The 19,968-nt window shown below is 64.5% G+C and carries 17 protein-coding genes; 9 read left to right on the top strand and 8 right to left on the bottom strand.

The features are described from left to right. The first annotated feature begins 193 nt into the window (after positions 1-193). Together PJE01S_RS12560 and PJE01S_RS12555 are read left to right on the top strand one after the other, a co-directional pair. On the top strand, positions 194-1,444 hold the full coding sequence (locus tag PJE01S_RS12560) for an MFS transporter (RefSeq protein ID WP_068833969.1): 1,251 nt from the start codon (positions 194-196) through the stop codon (positions 1,442-1,444). Positions 1,445-1,509: 65 nt separating this feature from the next. Then, on the top strand, positions 1,510-1,983 hold the full coding sequence (locus PJE01S_RS12555; RefSeq protein ID WP_068833968.1) for a YidB family protein: 474 nt from the start codon (positions 1,510-1,512) through the stop codon (positions 1,981-1,983). A gap of 343 nt (positions 1,984-2,326) precedes the next feature. On the opposite strand, the gene PJE01S_RS12550 is transcribed toward PJE01S_RS12555, so the two are convergent. From PJE01S_RS12550 to PJE01S_RS12515, 8 genes are all read right to left on the bottom strand, one after another. Next, positions 2,327-3,808: an NAD-dependent succinate-semialdehyde dehydrogenase gene (locus tag PJE01S_RS12550; protein ID WP_068833967.1), complete on the bottom strand. Its 1,482-nt coding sequence runs from the start codon at positions 3,806-3,808 to the stop codon at positions 2,327-2,329. A gap of 37 nt (positions 3,809-3,845) precedes the next feature. Further along, positions 3,846-5,672: an ABC transporter ATP-binding protein gene (locus PJE01S_RS12545; RefSeq protein WP_068833966.1), complete on the bottom strand. Its 1,827-nt coding sequence runs from the start codon at positions 5,670-5,672 to the stop codon at positions 3,846-3,848. Then, the gene (locus tag PJE01S_RS12540) at positions 5,672-6,547 is read right to left on the bottom strand and encodes an ABC transporter permease (protein WP_157090317.1); all 876 of its coding nucleotides are present in this window, start codon (positions 6,545-6,547) and stop codon (positions 5,672-5,674) included. Before PJE01S_RS12540 ends, PJE01S_RS12545 begins: the two co-directional genes overlap by 1 nt. After that, positions 6,544-7,500, bottom strand: a complete 957-nt coding sequence (locus PJE01S_RS12535; protein WP_068833965.1) for an ABC transporter permease — start codon at positions 7,498-7,500, stop codon at positions 6,544-6,546. Before PJE01S_RS12535 ends, PJE01S_RS12540 begins: the two co-directional genes overlap by 4 nt. Continuing rightward, positions 7,497-9,116 carry an ABC transporter substrate-binding protein gene (locus tag PJE01S_RS12530; RefSeq protein WP_068833964.1) on the bottom strand — a complete coding sequence of 540 codons (1,620 nt, stop codon included), beginning with the start codon at positions 9,114-9,116 and terminating at the stop codon, positions 7,497-7,499. Before PJE01S_RS12530 ends, PJE01S_RS12535 begins: the two co-directional genes overlap by 4 nt. Positions 9,117-9,172: 56 nt before the next feature. Beyond that, positions 9,173-10,462 carry an NAD(P)/FAD-dependent oxidoreductase gene (locus tag PJE01S_RS12525; RefSeq protein ID WP_068833963.1) on the bottom strand — a complete coding sequence of 430 codons (1,290 nt, stop codon included), beginning with the start codon at positions 10,460-10,462 and terminating at the stop codon, positions 9,173-9,175. A 17-nt stretch (positions 10,463-10,479) separates the two neighbouring features. Further along, on the bottom strand, positions 10,480-11,145 hold the full coding sequence (locus PJE01S_RS12520; protein WP_068833962.1) for a haloacid dehalogenase type II: 666 nt from the start codon (positions 11,143-11,145) through the stop codon (positions 10,480-10,482). 256 nt (positions 11,146-11,401) lie between these two features. Then, entirely contained in the window at positions 11,402-12,898 is a 1,497-nt protein-coding gene (locus tag PJE01S_RS12515) for an aldehyde dehydrogenase family protein (protein WP_068833961.1), read from the bottom strand. A gap of 225 nt (positions 12,899-13,123) precedes the next feature. On the opposite strand from PJE01S_RS12515, the gene PJE01S_RS12510 reads away from it, so the two are divergent. From PJE01S_RS12510 to PJE01S_RS12480, 7 genes are all read left to right on the top strand, one after another. Next, positions 13,124-13,999, top strand: coding sequence for a GNAT family N-acetyltransferase (locus PJE01S_RS12510; RefSeq protein ID WP_068834049.1), 876 nt, complete (start codon positions 13,124-13,126; stop codon positions 13,997-13,999). Between the two features lie 28 nt (positions 14,000-14,027). Continuing rightward, on the top strand, positions 14,028-14,954 hold the full coding sequence (locus PJE01S_RS12505; RefSeq protein WP_068833960.1) for a 2-hydroxyacid dehydrogenase: 927 nt from the start codon (positions 14,028-14,030) through the stop codon (positions 14,952-14,954). Between the two features lie 142 nt (positions 14,955-15,096). After that, positions 15,097-16,482, top strand: coding sequence for an aspartate aminotransferase family protein (locus tag PJE01S_RS12500; RefSeq protein ID WP_068834048.1), 1,386 nt, complete (start codon positions 15,097-15,099; stop codon positions 16,480-16,482). 33 nt (positions 16,483-16,515) lie between these two features. Further along, positions 16,516-17,010 carry an Lrp/AsnC family transcriptional regulator gene (locus PJE01S_RS12495; RefSeq protein WP_068833959.1) on the top strand — a complete coding sequence of 165 codons (495 nt, stop codon included), beginning with the start codon at positions 16,516-16,518 and terminating at the stop codon, positions 17,008-17,010. Between the two features lie 36 nt (positions 17,011-17,046). After that, the gene (locus PJE01S_RS12490) at positions 17,047-17,373 is read left to right on the top strand and encodes a (2Fe-2S)-binding protein (RefSeq protein WP_068833958.1); all 327 of its coding nucleotides are present in this window, start codon (positions 17,047-17,049) and stop codon (positions 17,371-17,373) included. Further along, positions 17,355-18,746, top strand: a complete 1,392-nt coding sequence (locus PJE01S_RS12485; RefSeq protein WP_068833957.1) for an FAD/NAD(P)-dependent oxidoreductase — start codon at positions 17,355-17,357, stop codon at positions 18,744-18,746. The genes PJE01S_RS12490 and PJE01S_RS12485 overlap by 19 nt, the downstream gene beginning before the upstream one ends. Continuing rightward, positions 18,743-19,879, top strand: coding sequence for an NAD(P)/FAD-dependent oxidoreductase (locus PJE01S_RS12480; RefSeq protein WP_068833956.1), 1,137 nt, complete (start codon positions 18,743-18,745; stop codon positions 19,877-19,879). The genes PJE01S_RS12485 and PJE01S_RS12480 overlap by 4 nt, the downstream gene beginning before the upstream one ends. Positions 19,880-19,968 lie beyond the last annotated feature (89 nt).

Here is a 19,968-nt window from a genome sequence, read left to right as displayed (position 1 = left end):
TGCTCGCCCCCGGCCGCAAGGCAGGGCAGGGGGGCCGGCCTTGAAGACGCTTCTCTTCTTATTTCATTTTCCGTCCTCTCACTCCACTTTTCATAGCTACCCGCGCCCGTTTCACAAGGGCTGCAGGCCTGTTTGATGCAAATAAATCGCCACGCCACGCCCGCCGGGCCGTGGCGCTCTATACACTTGGCCCATGAACCGCCATCTCTGGCTGCTGGCCATCTGCCAGGGCCTGTTTCTCACCAACAACGTCACCTTCATCGCCATCAACGGCCTGGTCGGCCTGAGCCTGGCGCCGCTGGGCTGGATGGCGACCCTGCCGGTCATGGGTTATGTGGTCGGCGGCGCGCTCTCGACCGGGCTGGTGGCGCGTACGCAAAGCCGCTTTGGCCGCAAAGCCTCCTTCCTGCTTGGCCTGGCGGTGGCGCTGGCCTCGGCCCTGCTGTGCGGCTACGCGGCCCACAGCAAAAACTTCTGGCTGCTGGTGATGGCCACCGTGGTGGCCGGCTATTACAACGCCAATGCGCAGCTCTACCGCTTTGCCGCCGCCGAGCTGGCGTTGCCGGCGTTTCGCGAAAAAGCCGTTTCGCTGGTGATGGCCGGCGGCCTGATAGGCGCGGTACTCGGCCCGAATCTGGCGGCGCAGACACGCAGCCTGACCGAGACGCCCTTTGCCGGCGCCTACCTGGCGCTGGCCGGCGTGGCCCTGCTGTCCATGCTGCTGCTGGCCTTCATCCATTTTCCGCCGGACGAATCCGGCGGTGGCCACGGCCGCCGCGCCGGGCCGCCCCAAGCAAGGCCAGCCCCCTCGGGGGGCAGCGAAGTACACGAAGTGACGAGCGTGGGGGCTCATGAAGGCCGGCCGCTGGGCGAAATCATGCGCCAGCCGGTCTTTATCGTTGCCGCCGCAGCCGGGGCGCTGGGCTATGGCGTGATGAACCTGCTGATGGCCGCCACGCCGATTGCCATGCAGACCTGCGGCCTACCGTTCTCCAACGTGGCGCTGGTGCTGGAATGGCATGTGATCGGCATGTTTGCGCCGGGCTTTTTCACCGGCCACCTGATCAAGCGCTTTGGCACGCTGCCCATCATGGCCGTCGGGCTGGCCCTCAACATGCTGTGCGTGGGGATTGCGCTGTCGGGTGTCGATCTCCAGCAATTCCTGCTCGCGCTGTTTTTGCTCGGCCTGGGCTGGAACTTCCTGTTCACCGGCAGCACCACGCTGGCCCTGACGGCCTACCGCCCGGAAGAAAAAGACAAGGCACAGGGCGCCCTCAATTTCTGCGTGTTCGCGGTGCTGGCGGTCTCTTCGCTGGCTTCCGGCGTGCTGGTCACCACCCAGGGCTGGGCGCTGCTGAACATGGGCTCGCTGCTGCCGCTGGGCCTGACCGGGCTGGCCCTGGCCTGGCTTGCGCTCGGCCAGCGCAGGGGCCAGAATGCCTGAATCGCCGTTGAAGTGCTGCTGTGCAGCATGTCTGCGCCGGTCCTTCTTAACTTCAGGAGTTTGTTATGGGATTACTTGATTCGGTATTGGGCGCGGTCATGAACCAGGGCCAGCAACCCGCCTCGGGCGAGGCCGGCGCAACCGGTCTGGGCGGCCTGATGGGCATGCTGGCCAGCAACCCGCAGCTGCTCCAGATTGCCACGGGCATGCTGGGCAACGATGGTGAACACGGCGGCCTGGGCGGCCTGGTGAGCAAGTTTGAACAGGCCGGTCTGGGAGGCGCCATCAACTCCTGGATTGGCGGCGGCCCCAACCAGCCCGTGTCCGGCGAGCAAATCACCAGCGCACTGGGCGCCGGCACCATTTCCGACATCGCCGCCAGGCTGGGCGTGGCGCCCGACCAGGCCGCCGGCCAGCTCTCGCAAATGCTGCCTGGCCTGATCAACCACCTGACGCCCGATGGCCAGGCGCCCGCGCAAGGCCTGGGCAATGGCGGCGACCTGATGGGCATGCTGGGCGGGCTGCTGCAAAAACGCTGAGCGACTGCGCGCGCCTTTTTGGTTATTTGCTTCCAATTTAATCACTGTCTACGCCCGGTTTATCTGGGGGCGATAACGTGGGTGGCCAGCCCCGATCAGCGAGCGCAGTGCGCTGTGCGTAACGGCTCACCGTGCCGGTAAAAAGCTGGCGCACTGGCCTGGCTGTTTGCGTGACCGCCTGCCAGTGATTCTCGAAGTCACCGGCCTCGCCGGCTGGCTGAAGGACGGTCGGCTCGGTCGTTGCGCTGCATTGGGCGGTCAAGGAAGGCGACCCGCAAGCAGCACCATGCCTGCGGGCGGCAGCCCCAAAACCGCGGGCTGAGCCGCGCCGATAGCTACGGCCTCAAGCCAGCTGTCCCTGACACAGGTATTTGGTGTGCATGTAGTCGTCCAGCCCGTAGCGCGAGCCCTCCCGGCCATAGCCCGATTCCTTGATGCCGCCGAAGGGCGCAACTTCGGCGGCCAGTGCGCCTTCGTTGATGCCGACGATACCGCTCTCCAGCGCATCGGCCATGCGCCAGACGCGCGCGATATTGCTGGAATAAAAGTACGCCGCCAGGCCAAACGGCGTGTCGTTGGCGGCGGCTATCACCTCGGCCTCGCTGCCAAAGCGCGTCACCGGCACCACCGGGCCAAAGGTTTCTTCCAGCGAGCAGGCCATGCCGGAATGGGCGCCGGTCAGCACGGTGGGCGCATAGTAGTTGGGGCTGGCATAGGCCGCGCCCTCCAGGCGTTTGCCGCCCACCGCGATGCGCGCGCCCTTGGCCACGGCATCGGCGACATGGCGTTCAATCTTCTCTACCGCGCGCGCGTTGATCATCGGCCCGATCTGCGAGTCGGGTGCGCTGGCTGGCCCGACCTTGAGCGCACCCACACGCGCCCGCAGTTTTTCCACAAACGCATCATGCACGGCGCCCTGCACAAACACACGGTTGGGGCAGACACAGGTCTGGCCGCCGTTGCGGAATTTGGCCGCCATCAGGCCGTTGACCGCCGCGTCGATATCGGCATCGTCAAAAACGATAAAGGGCGCGTTGCCGCCCAGCTCCAGCGAGAGTTTTTTCAGCGTGCCCGCAGACTCGCGCGCCAGGTGTTTGCCGACCGGCGTGGAGCCGGTGAAGGTGATCTTGCGCACGCGTGCGTCGGCCAGCCAGACATCCACGACTTCAGGCGTTTTTTCGCGCGAGGCGGTGACCATGTTCAGCACGCCGGGTGGCAGGCCGGCCTGCTGCGCGAGCAGCACCAGCGCCAGCGAGGTCAGCGGCGTGTCTTCGGCCGGTTTGGCGACCACGGTGCAGCCGGCGGCCAGCGCCGGCGCAATCTTGCGCGCGATCATGGCGGCGGGAAAGTTCCAGGGCGTGATGGCGGCCACCACACCAACCGGCTCCTTGACCACCATGAGTTTGCGGCCGCGCGCGGGCTCGGGAATCATGTCGCCGTAAGTGCGGGTCGCCTCTTCGGCAAACCACTCGACATAACTGGCGGCATAAGCGACCTCGCCCACGCCTTCGGCCAGCGGTTTGCCCTGCTCGCGCGAGATCAGCCGGCCCAGGTCCTGCTGGTTGGCCATGATGAGCGCATGCCAGCGTTTCAGAAATTGCGCGCGTTCACGCGCACTGCGCGCACGCCAGGCCGGGAACGCCGCATGCGCGGCATCCACGGCAGCCAGCGCATCGGCCGCGCCGCTGTCGGGCACATGGGCAAAGTCAAGGCCCGTGGCCGGGTCGCTGACCGGCAGCCAGGCGCCGCTTTGCGCCTCCTGCCATTGGTGGTTGATAAAGTTCTGCTGGCGCAGCAGATCGGTTTGGGAGAGGGTCAAAGGCATGGAGATGAATCAACAGGTTAGGCAGATGAAGCAGGCTTTAAACGCTGGCGGGCTGCAGGGCTATCAGGTCGGCTTCGCTGCGGTGGCACAGAATTTCCACATCGCTGCTCAAGCGCCGGCGCGGCGGCGCGGTGGTATCGCAGGCGCCGGAGACACGCAAGGGGCAACGATCCAGAAAGCTGCAGAGTTCGGGATTGGGCGGTGTGCCAACCGCCATAGGCGGCAAGGCCAGGCGGCTGGTGCTGCTGCGCTGGTCCAGCCAGCCCTGGCGCAGTTCGGGCACCGAGCTCGCGAGCAATTCAAAGTAAGGGTGGCGTGCAGCCTGCGAAAAGGCGGCGCGCGGCACAGACTCGACCTTGTTGCCCGCGTACAGAACCACAATGTCGTCGCAAACGGCGCGCACGGTGTTGAGGTCGTGGCTGATGAACACATAGGACAAACCGAGTTCACGGCGCAGCTGCGCCAGCAGGTCAAGCACCGCAGCGCCGACCACGGTGTCCAGCGCCGAGGTGACTTCATCGCACAGGATCAGATCCGGCTCGGCGGCCAGCGCGCGCGCAAAATTGACGCGCTGTTTTTGCCCGCCCGACAGGCCGCCCGGCAGCCGCTGCGCGCACTGCGCGGGCAGCTGCACCAGGTCCAGCAACTGGGCAATGCGCTTTTTCAAAGGCTCGCCCTTCAAGCCGAAATACAGCTGCAGGGGCCGCGCCAACAGCATCTCTATGGTGTGCGCCGGGTTCAGCGCGGTGTCGGCCATCTGGAACACGATTTGCACGCGCCGCAGCTGGTCGCGGCTGCGCCCCGGCACCTCGGGCGCCAGCGCCTGGCCGTCAAACAAAATCTGGCCGCGCGCGGGCGCGACCAGGCCTGCGATGGCCCGCGCCAGCGTGGTCTTGCCCGAACCCGACTCGCCAATCACCCCCAGCGCCTGGCCGCGATGCAATGTAAAACTCACATCGTTCAGCACCGGCGAAGCTGGCAGGCCGCGCTTATCGAGTGCGCCGTAACCGGCGATCAGGCTGCGCACTTCCAGCAGCGGCGTGCTTGCGGCATCCGGCGCCAGACGGCCGGCATCACGCGGCGCGGGTTTGGCGGCGGCAATCAGGCTTTTGGTGTAGTCATCCTGCGGGCTTTCAATGATCTGCCGGGTCTCGGCCTGCTCCTGCTGCCGGCCCTGGCGCAAGACCAGGATGCGGTCGGCCATTTGCGCGACCACGGCCAGGTCGTGGGTCACATACACGGCGGTCGTGTTGCGCTCACGCACGACGCGGCGAAAGGCCTGCAGCACCTCGATCTGGGTGGTCACGTCGAGTGCTGTGGTCGGCTCATCCAGGATCACTAGCGCCGGGTCGCAAATCAGCGCCATGGCCGCCATCAGGCGCTGCAGCTGGCCGCCGGAGACCTGGTGCGGGTAACGCTGGCCAATGGTTTGCGGATTCGGCAGCGCCAGGTCGCGGAACAGCGCCACGGCCTTGGCCTCGGCCTGCTCGCGCGGCATCAGCCCGTGGATGCTGGCCACCTCAACGACCTGGTCCATGATGGTTCGCGACGGGTTGAACGACGCCGCCGCGCTTTGCGCGATGTAAGACACGGTGCGCCCGCGCAGGCTGCGCTGCTCGCCGGCCGACAGGCCCAATACATCGACATCGCCGACACGGATGGTGCCGCCCGAAATCCGGCAGCCCTGGCGCGCATACCCCATCAGCGACAAGGCGATGGTGGTCTTGCCCGAGCCCGATTCGCCTATCAGCGCCAGCACTTCGCCGGGCTCAATCCTGAAGGACACGTCGGTGACGATAGGCAGGTCTTTGCCGCCTGCCTGGGCCACAATGTTCAGGTGGCTGACTTCTACACTCGCGCCCATCAGCGGCTCTCCTGGTTGGCTTGGGCCCGGCCGGGCAGGTTGTCTATGACCAGGTTCACGGCAATCGTGAGCGTGGCAATCGCCAGCGCCGGCGCAATCACCGCCGCGCCGCCGGTCGGCAAGGCGCCGATGTTTTCGCGCACCAGCGAACCCCAGTCGGCCACCGGCGGCTGCACGCCCAGGCCAAGGAAACTCAGGCTCGCCAACAACAGCACGGCATACACAAAACGCAGGCCCATATCGGCCAGCAAGGGGCCGGCGATATTGGGCAGCACTTCGCGCAGCATGATGTACATGCGGCCTTCGCCGCGCGCGCGCGCCACGGTCACATAGTCCATGGCGTTGATATTGACCGCCAGCGCGCGTGCGATGCGGTAAGCGCCCGGCGTGTAGACCACCGCCACCGTGACGATCAACAGCGGTATCGAGGAGCCGAAAGCCGCCACAATGATCAGCGCCAGCATCTTGCTCGGGATCGACACCAGCGTATCCAGCAGCCGGCTCAACACGGCGTCAAACCAGCCGCCGTTGACGGCTGCCAGCAGGCCCAGCAGCGTGCCCGCGGCGCAGGCCATCACGGTGGCGGCCAGCGCTACGCCGACGGTGTAGCGCGCGCCGTCCATGACGCGGCTCAGGATGTCGCGGCCCAGGTAATCGGTGCCCAGCCAATGGGTCCGGCTGATCGCGTCAAAAACGCCTGCCGTGCTCATGTCGGCCGAGCCGTGCGGCAGTATCCACGGCCCTGCGGCCGCAATAAACAGCCAGAAGACCAGCACCGCCAGACCCAGCAGGCCGGTACGCGACCAGCGCGACAGGCGCGGCACCAGGCGCGCCGGAACGGCGGCGGGCGGAATGGTTTCAATAGCGGTGCTCATTGGTGGCGCAGCCTTGGGTTGGCGACGATGCCGCAGAGATCGGCGAGCGTCACAAGAATCAGATAAGCAGCGCAAAAAATCATCGCGCAGGCTTGCACCAGCGGCATGTCGCGCTGGCTCACGCCATCGACCATGAGTTTGGCGATGCCGGGGTAGTTAAAAATGGTTTCGATAATGATCACGCCGCCCAGCAAATACGACAGGCTCAGTGCCACCGCATTGGCTATCGGGCCGATCGCGTTGGGCAAGGCATGCGCCAGCACCATGCGGGCAGGCGAAGCGCCCTTGAGCTTGACCATCTCGATATACGGCGCGCGCAGCTGGTCAATCACCGCAGCGCGTGTCATGCGCATCATCTGCGCAATGATCACGCAGGACAGGCTCATGACCGGCATCGCAAACGAGCGCAGCATCTGGCCCGGCGACGAGATGTCAACCGAATAAGACAGCGCCGGCAGCCAGCGCAAATGCACCGCAAACACCAGCACCGCGAGTGTGGCGACCAAAAATTCGGGCACCGAGACCACGGCCACCGCGCCCATGCTGGCGGCGCGGTCAAACCAGGAGCCGCGCCAGACCGCCGACAAAATGCCCAGCAGCAGCGCCAGCGGCACCGACACCAGCGCGGTCACGCCGGCCAGCATCAGCGAGTTGGGCAGCCGGCTGCCGATCAGGTCGGCGACCGGTGCGCTGCTGACAATCGACTGGCCCGGGTTGCCGCGCAGCAAGCCGTTCAGCCACTGCCAGTAACGTTCCGGGCCGGACTGCGTGAGGCCCATTTGCTGGCGCAGCGCTGCCAGGGCTTCAGGCGTCGCCTCCTGGCCCAGCTGCTCCTGCGCCGCGTCGCCGGGCAACAAACCCGTGATCGTAAACACGACGGCCGACACGATAAGAAGCGATACCAGCCCCACGGCCAGCCGGCCCGCGATAAGGCGCAGGAGTTGCAGGTTCATGCTTCCAGCCAGACGTGTTCAGCGAAGGCGTAGCCCATCAGGCCGCCGACCGGGATAGGCGACAAGCCCTTGAGTTTCTTCGAGTGGCCGTCAATGCTGGCCAGGAACAGCGGAATGCCGATGCCGCCCTGCTCGTGCACCAGCACCTGCATGTCGGCGTACATCTTGCGGCGCTTGGTGTCGTCGGTCTCGGCACGCGCGGCAACCAGCAGCTGGTCGAACTTCTCGTTTTTCCAGCCCGACTCGTTCCAGGCCGCATCCGACTTGAAGAACTGCGTGAACAGCGTGTCGGCGCTGGGGCGCGGATTGACGTTGCCGAAACCGACCGGGCTCTTCATCCAGTGATTCGACCAGTAGCCGTCGGCAGGCATGCGTTTGACGTCCAGGTTCAAGCCCAGTTTCTGCGCCGTCTGCTGCATCACCAATGCCATCTCGACAGAATACAGCGCCGCGGGCGAGGCCACAACCGGAATCGGGGCACTGCCCAGATTGGCTTTTTGCAGGTGGAACTTGGCCTTGTCCAGATCGAAGGCGCGCTGCGGCAGGCCCGCGAAGTAAAAGCGGTTGGTCGGATCGATAGGCTGGTCATTGGCAACGACCGCATGGCCCAGCGCAATGGAGCGCTTCATCTGCTCGCGGTCGAACAGGTACTTCATGGCCAGCACAAAGTCGGGGTTGGAGCCCGGGCCACCCTCGCGACGCATCACCAGGTCGGTGTACTGGCCCGCCTGCGTCTCAAAGATCGCATGGCCGGCGGAGTCGCGCACCCGCTGCACCGAACGCGGATTGACCGAGCCCACCAGGTCCAGGTCGCCCGACAGCAGCGCATTGACGCGCGCGCCTTCGTCGCCGATGCCTACGTATTCAATCTCGTCGAGGTAGGGACGGCCAGGCTTCCAATAGGCGTCGTTGCGCACCGCGATCGAGCGCACGCCAGGCTTGAATTCCTTGACCTTGTAAGGGCCGGTGCCGATGCCGGCATTGAAGTCGGTGGTGCCGTCCTTGACGATATGGAAGTGGAAGGTGCCCAGGATCACCGGCAAGTCGGCGTTAGGCGCAGTCAGCCTGATCGTGACTTCGTTCGGGCCGGTGGCCTTGACGTCTTCAATCTGGTCGGCCAGCGCCTTGGCCTTGGAGGCCGTGGCCGGGTCCTTGTGGCGCATCAGCGAGAACACCACGTCGGCCGGGACCAGCGGCTTGCCGTCATGGAACTGCACGCCCTTGCGGAGCTTGAAGACCCAGGTGGTCGCATCCCTGGTGGTGAACTCCTCGGCCAGCGCGGGGCGCGGCGTGAGGCTGCCGTCCAGCACCGTGAGGCCGTTGTAAAACATGCTGCCGCGAATGTAGTCGCTCTGGTTGGACTGCTTGGCCGGATCCAGCGTGTCATTGATGGCAGCGGTAGCGCCGGCCACCCGAATCCGTCCGCCACGGCGCGGGGTCTGCGCATGGGCAACACCGGCGAGGCCCGCCAGGCTACCGGCCAGCGTGGCCTGCATGCCGCCGGCCATGAGCATGGCGAGCACATCGCGCCGCTTGGCGCCTGTCTGCATCGCGTTCATCACGCGCATGCTTTCCTGGGGGCCGATCAAGGCTTGCAGTTTTTTGCTTTCGTTCATCGCGGTTCTCCTGGGTGGTGGTTCGATAACAACTAAAAGAGGTCAGAGCAAAGAGATCAAAGCAATTTGTCTTTGAGGCGGTAGTACAGGCCGATCGCGGGCAAAAACCAGGGCGGCCCGAAGTGGCCCGGAATCGCCGGCCAGCGCAGGTCGCGCCAGGGGTTGGCCGAAAGCTCGCCGCCCATCACACGCGCCATGCACTGGCCCATGTGCACCGACATCTGTGTGCCGTGCCCGCTGTAACCCATCGAGTAATACAAACCGTTGTGCTGGCCCGCGTGCGGCAGCCGGTCCTGCGTCATATCGACCAGGCCGCCCCAGCAGTAGTCGATGCGCACGTCGCCGAGCTGAGGGAACATCTGCGCCAGCGCCTGCTGCAGGATGAGGCCGCTTTTGGCGTCCGACTGCGGGCTTGACATCGCAAACCGCGCCCGCCCGCCAAAGACCAGCCGGTCGTCGTGCGTGAGGCGGAAATAGTTATGGATGTTGGCCGTCGTCGTATAGGTGCGGCGGCCCGACAAAACCTTGAGCGCGCGTTCGCGCCCCAGCGATTCGGTGGTGATGATGAAACTGCCTATGGGCACAATGCGCCGACGCCAGAAACCGTAGCTGCCGTAGTTGCCATGCAGCGTGGCGCCCGTGGCAACCAGCACCTGCGCCGCCTCAATCACGCCACGCGCGGTATGCACACGGTGCGCGTGGCCGGTGGACGTGATGCGTTCCAGCTTCATGGCCGGCGTCTGCGCATGGATCTGCGCGCCGTGCTTGATCGCCGCTTGCGCCAGGCCCACGGCAAAACAGCCCATGTGCATTTGCCCGCTGCGTTTTTGCAGCAGCCCGCCGTAAAACTTGTCGCTATCGACTTCCTGCCTGACCTGGGACGCGTTGAGCAATTCCACATCGGCATCGACCTCGCGGCGCAGGCGGTCCAGGCCGCGCGCCAGCGTGTCGTAATGTGCGGGGCGCGAAGCCAGCTTGAGTTTGCCGTTGCGCTCGAAATAACAGTCTATGTTTTCCTCGCGGATCACTTGGGCCACGGTATTGACCGCCGCATCATAGGCGCGGTACCAGTCGCCGGCTTTTTCGCTGCCGACACGCTCGGCCAGCAGCGCGTAGTCCACCGCCAGGCCGTTATTGACGTGGCCGCCGTTGCGGCCCGATGCTTCGCCGGCCACGGCGCCGGCTTCCAGCACCACGACCTTGGCGCCGCGCTTGGCCAGCGCCAACGCGGCGGACAGGCCGGTAAACCCACCGCCCACAATCACCACGTCGGCACGGGCCGGCAAGGCCTCTTGCGCGGGCGCAAACAGCGGGGCGCTGTCGGTCCAGTAGGAGTGGAGTTTCATATCCGCCGTGTCAAAAATTAAAGGCCGACCACACCGGGCAAGCCGCCGATGTCCTGGATCTCGACGTAGTTGTACGCCGGGTTGCCAGGACCATGACCGCGATTGACGAACACCTTGTTTTTGATGCCCAGGTCATCAGCCGACATCAGGTCGTAGCGCAGGCTGGACGAGACATGGAGAACGTCTTCAGGACCGCAACCGAGCTGGTCCAGCATGTACTCAAAGGCCTGCAGACGCGGCTTGTAAGCCTGGGCCTGCTGAGCGGTGAAAACACGATGAAATGGCGCACCGAGCTTGTCTACGTTCTTGTGTATCTGGTCGTTGGACGCGTTGGAAAGAATGACCAGCGGAATCTTGTCGGCGATGCGCGACAGGCCGGCAGGCACATCGGCGTGCGGCCCCCAGGTGGGCACGGCGTCGTAGTAAGCTTGGCCTTCGGCGTCGGTGCACTTGATGTTCCACTTTTTGCAGGTGCGGTTCAAGGCGTTCTTGAGCACATCGGCATAAGGCTTCCAGGCGCCCAGCACTTCGTCAAAACGGTAGGCGCTGAAGTCGGCGACAAACAGCTCCATCTGCGCGGCCGGGATACGGTCGGCAAACATCTCGCGGGCCATGTCGCCCATGCGAAAACGCGTCAGGGTGCCGTAGCAGTCAAAAGTAATGAATTTCGGGCGGAAGCTCATGTCTGGAGTCCTGATTAGATTGAAGGTTGAAAAAAAAAGGTTTCAGATGTTTAAGCGATGCGCTTATTCGCCTGTCACCATGACGTCATTGAAACATGGGCCTAAAAAATATTTGAGGCGTATTGAGGCCACTTCAAAGCGAAAACTGGTGTTTTGGACGGCCCGCCCGGCATGGACTGCGGTGCGCACGCTGGAAGTGCACCCGGCACCAAAATACTTCGCGTTAACCCTAGGCCGCCCATGAACAGGGCGCGGCCTAAACCGGCACGGCAAAGTCGACCAGCACGCTCTTGAAACGCAGGTTGGCTTCCACCGCCTGGCGTCCCAGGTCCTTGCCTATGCCCGACTGGTGATAACCGCCGGTGGGAATCACAAAATCATTGCTGCGCCCATACCGGTTAACCCAGACCGTACCGGCCTCCAGCTTGCGCACCGCACGCAGCGCGCGGCTGATGTCCGCCGTATGCACACCGGCGGCCAGGCCGTAGCATTCATGAGCGGCCAGCAACAAGCCTTCATCTTCCTCTTCGAAGGTCTGCACCGTCAACACAGGGCCAAAGATTTCCTCGCGCACGGCAGGGTTGTCGCCGTCCACACCTTCCAGCAATGTGGGCAGGTAATACGCACCGCCCTGACGCGCAGCCGCGATATCGGCAAACGAGCCACCGCAGCGCACGATGGCGCCCGCCTCTTTTGCACGGCTCACAATGCCATCAATCCGCACACCCTGCGAAGCAGAAATGATGGGTGGCAGCGTGGCCTCGGCATCCCAGGTTGGGCCAGGGCGGTGAGCCGCAAAGTGTGCGGCGACACGCTCGATGAGCTCCTCGGCAATACCGCGCTGCACAATCAGGCGCGAGCCGGCGACACAGACCTGGCCCGCATTGCCGGTGATGGCACCCGCAATCAGGGCCGCAAGTCTGTCGATATCCGGTGCATCGTCAAACACCAGCTGCGGGCTTTTTCCGCCCAGTTCCAGCGTCACGGGTTTGGGGCCGTATTGCGCGCAGGTAGCCATGATGCTGGAGCCGGTGCGGGTTGATCCGGTAAACGTCATCTTGGCAATGCGCTGATGCCGGCTCAGCGCGTCGCCGGCCACATGGCCATAACCCTGGACCACATTAAAGATATCCGCCGGCACACCGGCCTGCACGGCCAACTCGGCCAGCCGCAGCGAACTGAAGGGCGTGAGTTCAGAAGGTTTCAGCACCACCGCATTGCCTGCGGCGAGCGCGGCGCCGACCTTCCACGACACCATCACCAACGGAAAATTCCAGGGTGTGATCGCGCCCACCACACCATAGGGTTCGGCAATCGTCATGCCGAGCTGGCTATGCTGCGTGGCCGCAACCTCGCCGCCTATCTTGTCGGCATACTCGGCAAAAAAGCGCAGGCCTTCAGCGGTGAAGGGAATGTCCCAGGCCATCACATCGCGCACCGGGCGGGTTGAACCCACGGCTTCTATCAGGCCCAGGGTGGGCGCATCGGCTTCGACCAGGTCAGCCCAGCGCCTGAGCACGCGCGCACGGTCGCGCGGCGCGCGGCGTGCCCAGTCGCTGCTGCGCCAGGCTTTCCATGAGGCCTCGACAGCGCGGTCCACCAGCGCCTCATCGGCCAGCGGCAGCTGCGCATACACCTGGCCGTCGGACGGACGGCGCACCGCCATCGTTTCTGCGCCGGCATCGCCGACCAAAGCGCCGTTAATAAAATGCCCTGTGGGGACGCTGATTTGATTCGGATCGAATGTTTGCAAACTGGGCCTCGTTATCAGGAATAAAAGCAACTTGCATGCTAGCCACGCTGCCGCGGCATTTGCTGCTGTAGCAGCCCGCGCCAGCGCAGCAAGTTGCGATTACGACGGCCTTCATAAACGATCATGGCGAAATTGTGAAACCCGCCCCAGGCATGCAAATTTGACTGGCGGTGCGCCGAAAATTAGGCAATAGTGAGCCTGCTTTTTGACGTATCGGAGAATGTCGTGCCCTCTTTTCCTCAAACCCTGAAAACCTCTGACGACGGTATCGTGCTGCAAGCCATGACGGCCGACGACTTGCCGGCCGCCCATGGGCTGTCGCAAGAAGTGCGCTGGCCGCACCGGCTTGCCGACTGGGAGTTTCTGCTGAGTTTTGGCGAAGGCCTGGTGGCCAGGAGCGACGGCGAAATCGTCGGCACCGCGATCTGCTGGCCCTGGGGCGACCACACCGCCACCGTGGGCATGGTGATAGTCGCGCCGCACTGCCAGGGCCGGCGTATAGGCCAGCGCCTCATGCTAGGCCTGCTGGACCGCCTCGAAGGCCGCTCGGTGCTGCTGCATGCGACGGCAGAGGGCCGTGGCCTTTACGAGCGCCTGGGTTTTATCGCCACCGGTGAAGTGCGCCAGCACCAGGGCAAGGCGGTGCAGGCACCGTTGATCGCGCTGGAGCCCGGCCTGCGCCTGCGCCCGCTAAGCCGCAACGACACCGAACGCCTGATAGCACTGGACACGGCAGCCTGCGGCATGCCGCGCGATGCGCTGATACGGCATCTGATCAACAAGGCCGACACCGTGGTGCTGGACCGCGACGGCGAAGCCCAGGGGTTTGCGATGATGCGGCGTTTTGGCCGCGGCCGGGCGATTGGCCCGGTGATTGCGCCCGATGCAGAAGGCGCCAAAGCCCTGATCGCCTACTGGGTCAACCAGTGCGTCGGCAAATTTGTGCGCGTTGATGTGGACTTTGCCAGCGGCATGACGACCTGGCTTGAAAGCCTGGGGCTGCAGCGCGCCGGCGGGCCGCTGGCCATGGTGCGCGGGCCGGCCCTGCAGCGCGATGCCGATGTGCGTCTATTCGCGCTGGCCAGCCAGGCTCTGGGTTAATTTGAATGCATGGGGTTGGAAGACTGAGATGACATTTTTATACAAAGCCGATCCAGCGCGTGGCGCTGTATGGCGCCAGTTGTTTACCCAGAAAGCGCCGCAGCGCGAGTTCCGTATCTGGCCCGATATCGGCGACCCCGAAAAAGTCCGCTTCCTGGCCGCCTGGGAACCGCCCCAAGACATTAAAAAAACCTTCCCGAATCTCGAGGTGCTGTTTTCCATAGCCGCCGGCGTGGACCAGTTCGACCTGTCCTTGCTGCCGCCGGAATTGCCGGTGGTGCGCATGGTTGAACCGGGCCTGGTCAATGGCATGGTCGAATACGCCTGCTTCGCGGTGCTGGGGCTGCACCGCAACATGCCGCTTTACCAGCGCCAGCAGCGCGCGGCCCGCTGGCAGGCGCTGCCGGTCATGCCGGCCGCCCAACGGCGCGTCGGCGTGCTGGGCCTGGGCAGCCTGGGCCAGGCCGTGTTGGCGCAGTTGCGCACCTTTGGTTTTGACTGCGCGGGCTGGAGCCGATCGCAACGCCATGTCGAAGGCGTGCAGTGTTTTGCCGGCCAGGACTCGCTGCCCGATTTTCTGGCGCGCACCGACATACTGATATGCCTGCTGCCTTTGACGCCCGAGACGCGCGGCATGCTCAATCACCGGTTTTTTGCCGGCCTGCCGCAGGGCGCCGCGCTGGTGCATGTGGGCCGTGGCCAGCACCTGGTCACCGACGATCTGCTGGGCGCGCTGGCCAGCGGCCAGCTCAGCGAGGCGGTGATCGATGTCTGCGATCCCGAACCGCCGCCAGCCAGTCATCCGTTCTGGCAACACCCCAACATCTGGCTCACGCCGCATATCGGCAGCATGACCCAGCCTGAAAGCGCGGTCGATGTGATGCTGGACAACCTGCGCCGTTATGAAGCCGGCGAGACCATGACCGGGCTGGTAGACCGCACGCGCGGTTACTAAAAATAAAAACGCGCGCCGCACGATCTGCTGCCAGTGCTTTCACAACAGCAGGCTGCTGCACCGCAAGCACCCAAAGCAGCAGCAGTCACCAGCGATGGCGGCTTACGATGACAGCATTCCATCGAACCACTGCTGCCGCACCATGCCGTCCAACACCTCCTCCCTCATAGACCTAGACCGCGCCCATCTGATCCACCCTGTTGCGCCCTGGCGCAAACACGAACAGCGCGGCGTCACCGTGCTGGAGTCCGGCCACGGCGCCTGGCTCAAAGACGCCGCCGGCAATGAACTGCTGGACGCCTTTGCCGGCCTGTGGTGCGTCAACGTCGGCTACGGCCAGGAGAGCGTGGTGCAAGCCGCCACAGCGCAAATGCGCAAGCTGCCCTATGCCACGGGTTATTTCCACTTCGGCAGCGAACCGGCCATTCAGCTGGCCGCCAAACTGGTCGAGATTGCGCCGCCGTCGCTCAAGCACGTTTACCTGACGCTGGGCGGCTCCGAAGCCATCGATGCCGCCGTGCGCCTGATCGTGCATTACTACAACGCCACCGGCCGCCCCGGCAAAAAGCAGTTCATCTCGCTGGAGCGCGGTTACCACGGCTCGTCGTCCACCGGCGCAGGCCTGACCGCACTGCCGGTCTTTCACCGCGGTTTTGACCTGCCGCGCCCGGAGCAGCATTACATTGCCTCGCCTTATCTGTACCGCAGCCCTGAAGGCAGCACCGCGCAGTCCGTCATAGACGCCTCGGTGCAGTCGCTGCGCGCCAAAGTCGCCAGCCTGGGCGCAGATAATGTTGCGGCATTTTTCTGCGAGCCGATACAAGGCTCGGGCGGCGTGATCGTGCCGCCCACGGGCTGGCTCAAGGCCATGCGCCAGGCTTGCACCGAACTCGGCATACTGTTTGTGGTCGATGAGGTCATCACGGGTTTTGGCCGCACCGGCCCGATGTTTGCGTGCCAGGCCGAAGGCGTGGAACCCGACCTGATGACCATGGCCAAGGGCCTGACCTCGGGTTATGCGCCCATGGGCGCGCTGATGATGTCCGACGCGGTGTATGCCGGCATTGCCGACGGTGCGGCGCCAGGAGTGCCTATCGGCCACGGCGCGACCTATTCGGCCCATCCCGTGAGCGCCGCGATTGCGCTTGAAGTCATACGCATCTACCAGGAAGGCGGCATGCTGGCCCACGCGCAAAAAGTGGCGCCACATTTTGCGCAAGGCCTTGACGCGCTGACAGCCCACCCGCTGGTCGGCGAAGCGCGTCACCGCGGTTTGCTCGGTGCGCTGGAACTGGTCAGCAACAAAACCACCAAAGCCGGCTTTGACCCCGCGCTGGGCCTGTCCGACCTGCTGTTTGAAACCGGCTACCGCAACGGCCTGGTGTTCCGTTCGTTTGGCGACAACATCCTGGGTTTTGCGCCGGCGCTGTGCTACACCGAGGGCGAATTTTCGCAGCTCTTCCGGCGCCTTGAAAAGACCCTCGACGAGGTTCTGGCCGTGCCCGAAGTGCGGCGCGCTCTGGGCTAACAAAACCGGTGGTGGTAGCGCAAAATCAGGCTTATGAATACCGATCTCAAACTCGACCGCCTCGACATCCGCATCCTTTGCCAGCTGCAAAAAAACGGCCGCATCACCAATGTGGATCTGGCCGATGCGGTCGGTTTGTCGCCCAGCCCCTGCCTGATACGTGTCAAACGGCTGGAGAAAGCCGGGTACATCGCGAGTTACGGCGCGCAGCTCAAACTCGACAAACTGGCCGACATGCTGACAGTGTTCACCGAGGTCACGCTGGCCGACCACAGGCGCGAGGACTTTGTGCGTTTTGAGCTGGCGATCCGCGAGATCGACGAGATCCTGGAATGCCATCTGGTCAGCGGCGGTTACGACTACCTGCTCAAGTTCACGACGCGCGGCGTCAACCACTACCAAAGCATTATTGAAGGCCTGCTCGAACGCAATATAGGCATTGAGAAGTACTTCAGCTTTATTGTCATCAAGTCCCCTTTCATCAAGCCGCACTATCCGATAGAACGGCTGATAGACCCTTCAACCTGAGGCCCGCCTCAAGGCTTTCATCACTCTTTTTTTTGCATGCCTTCTCCCACCAGCTCCCAAGCGCGCTTTGTCCGCCTGGCCGAAACCGGCCGCCCCGCCATCACCCTGCAAATTGACGGCGCCAGCGCCAACGCGCTGGAAGGCGACACGCTGCTGGTGGCCTTGTTAAGCCATGGCAAACGCGTGCGCGATTCGGAATTCGGCGACGGCACACGCGCCGGTTTTTGCCTCATGGGCGCCTGCCAGGACTGCTGGGTCTGGGACCAGACCGGGCAACGCCTGCGCGCCTGCACCACACCCGCGCAAGCCGGCATGGTCATCAGCACCCGCACCCCGGAGGCGACATGGCCGAAACACCCGTGAACCCGCGAGTCATCGTCGTGGGCGCAGGTCCCGCCGGCATACGCGCGGCCCAGGCACTGGCGGAAGCCGGCCTGCGGCCCATCGTGATTGACGAGGGCAGGCGCGACGGCGGGCAGATCTACCGCCGCCAGCCCGAAGGTTTTAAGCGCTCTTATGCCACGTTGTACGGCAGCGAAGCCGGCAAGGCCCAGTCCCTGCACCAGGACTTTGATGCGCTGCGCCAAAAAATCGATTACCGCAGCGACACCCTGAGCTGGAACCTCACCCCCGGCATGCTGCACACCGTGAGCCAGGGCCTGGCGCAAAGCCTGGCCTATGACGCGCTGATCATCTGCAGCGGCGCGACCGACAGGCTGATGCCGGTCGAAGGCTGGAACCTGGCCGGTTGCTACAGCCTGGGCGCAGCGCAGATTGCGCTCAAGTCGCAAGCCTGCTCGATCGGCGCCAGCGTGGTGTTTGCCGGCACCGGGCCGCTGCTGTACCTGGTGGCCGCGCAATATGTGAAGGCCGGCGCCAACGTCGAAGCCGTGCTCGACACCTCGCCGGCCCTGCCGCCGCTGGCCGCACTGCGCGGTTTGCTGGCGCGCCCGCGCCTGCTGCTGCGCGGCCTGGGGCTGATCGCCTCGCTGCGACGCTCGGGCGTCAAGGTCTGGCAAGGCATCACGCCCTTGCGTGTTGAAGGCGCGCCCGACAGCGGCGTCAGCGGCATCACGCTGCGCGATGCCCATGGCAACAAACAAACCATCCCATGCGATGCCGTGGCGCTCGGTTACCACTTGCGCGCGGAAACACAGCTCGCCGATCTGGCGGGCTGCGACTTTGTGTTTGATGCCTTGAGCCGCCAATGGCTGCCGCGCATGGACGGCGATGGCCGCAGCAGCGTGGCCGGCATCTATCTGGCCGGCGACGGCGCACGCATACTGGGCGCGGACGGCGCCGAGGCTGCAGGCCGGCTGGCCGCACTGGCAGCCCTGCACGACCTGGGCGATGACAAGGGCCGCACGCTGTTCAAGGAGCAGGCGCCGGGACTGCGCAGCACCTTGAACACCATGAACAAATTCCGTGAAGGCCTGGCGCGCGCTTTTCCGTGGCCGCACCAACAGGCCGCCACGCTGCCCGATGCGGCCGTGGTGTGCCGCTGCGAAGCCGTGACCGCCGGCGAATTGCGCCGCTCGGTGCACGAAATGGATAGCCAGGAGATCAACCGCGCCAAAGCCTTTAGCCGCGTCGGCATGGGACGTTGCCAGGGCCGTTATTGCGGCCATGCGGCGGCAGAAGTGGTGGCCCATGCGGCGCATATTCCGATTGAAGATGTGGGGCGGCTACGCTCACAAGCGCCCGTTAAACCGCTGTTGATGGATGTGCAGCCATGAGCCAGGACAAACGCAGCGATGTATTGATTATTGGCGGCGGCCTGATGGGTGTGACCACGGCTTTCTTTTTGCGCCATGACTACGGCCTTGGCGTGACCTTGCTTGAACGCGAGCTCATAGGCCGGCAAGCCAGCGGCACCAACTTCGGCAATGTGCGGCGCCAGGGCCGCGCGCTGGAACAAATGCCGCTGGCCAACCGCGCGCATGCGGTCTGGGGCCGCGTCAAATCGCTGCTGGGCGAAGACATAGAGTTTTTGCCGCTGGGCCACCTGCGTGTCTGCTACACCCACGAACAAGCCGCCAAACTTGAAGAGCATGCCAGGCTGGCGCGCCCCATGGGCCTGGACCTGGAGCTGCTCAGCGCCGACATGCTGCGCCAGCGTTATGGTTTTTTCAGCCAGGAAGTGGTGGCGGGCTCCCTCTCGCCGCTGGACGGCCATGCCAATCCGCGCCTGGCCGGCCCGGCCTTTGGCCGCGCGGCGCGGCGCGCCGGCGCCGACATCCTCGAGCACCAGGAAGTCGTGCATATTGAAAAGGACGGCGATGATTTTGTCGCCCACACCGCAGCCGGAAAAACTTTCAGAGCGGCGCAGATGCTGGTCGCCAGCGGCGCCTGGTCGGACAAACTCGCAGCGGCCTTTAATGAGCCCGTGCCCATGGAAGCACGCGGCCCGCAGATGGGCGTGACCGAGCCGGTGCCGTATGCGATTGGCCCGTCGATAGGCGTGTCATCGCCTGTCGAAGAAGAGGGTTTGTACTTCCGTCAAATCACACGCGGCAACATCGTGTTTGGCGGCGGGCTGAAAGGCCCGGCATCAACCGAAACGATCCGCGCCGGCGTCAGGCCGGACAACACCTTGCGCCAGTTCCGCGAGCTGCGGCGTTTTGTGCCGGCCATGGCCAGGCTGCAATTGCTGCGCGTCTGGAGCGGCATAGAGGGTTATGTCGGCGACTCGCGCCCGGTGATGGGCCCGAGCGCGCGCGTGCCCGGCCTGCACTATGCGTTTGGTTTTAACGGCGAAGGTTTTGCGCTCAGCCTGGGCGTCGGCGAGACCATGGCAGAACTGCTGGCCACCGGCAAGACGGTGACGCCGATCGAGGCGTTTTCCATCGGGCGATTTGCTCAGGCCTGAGCGGCCAGCACTGGCGCAGCCAGGTGGCGCCGTGGTTCGCCAGGACCGAACGATGATGCCATCGCTCGCGGCGTGTTCATCTCGGTACC

Source organism: Polaromonas jejuensis NBRC 106434, from assembly GCF_001598235.1.
In the GTDB taxonomy this organism is placed as follows: domain Bacteria; phylum Pseudomonadota; class Gammaproteobacteria; order Burkholderiales; family Burkholderiaceae_C; genus Polaromonas; species Polaromonas jejuensis.
The sequence above is the reverse complement of the archived record's forward strand: the minus strand, read 5'-3'. Positions and strand labels throughout refer to the sequence as shown.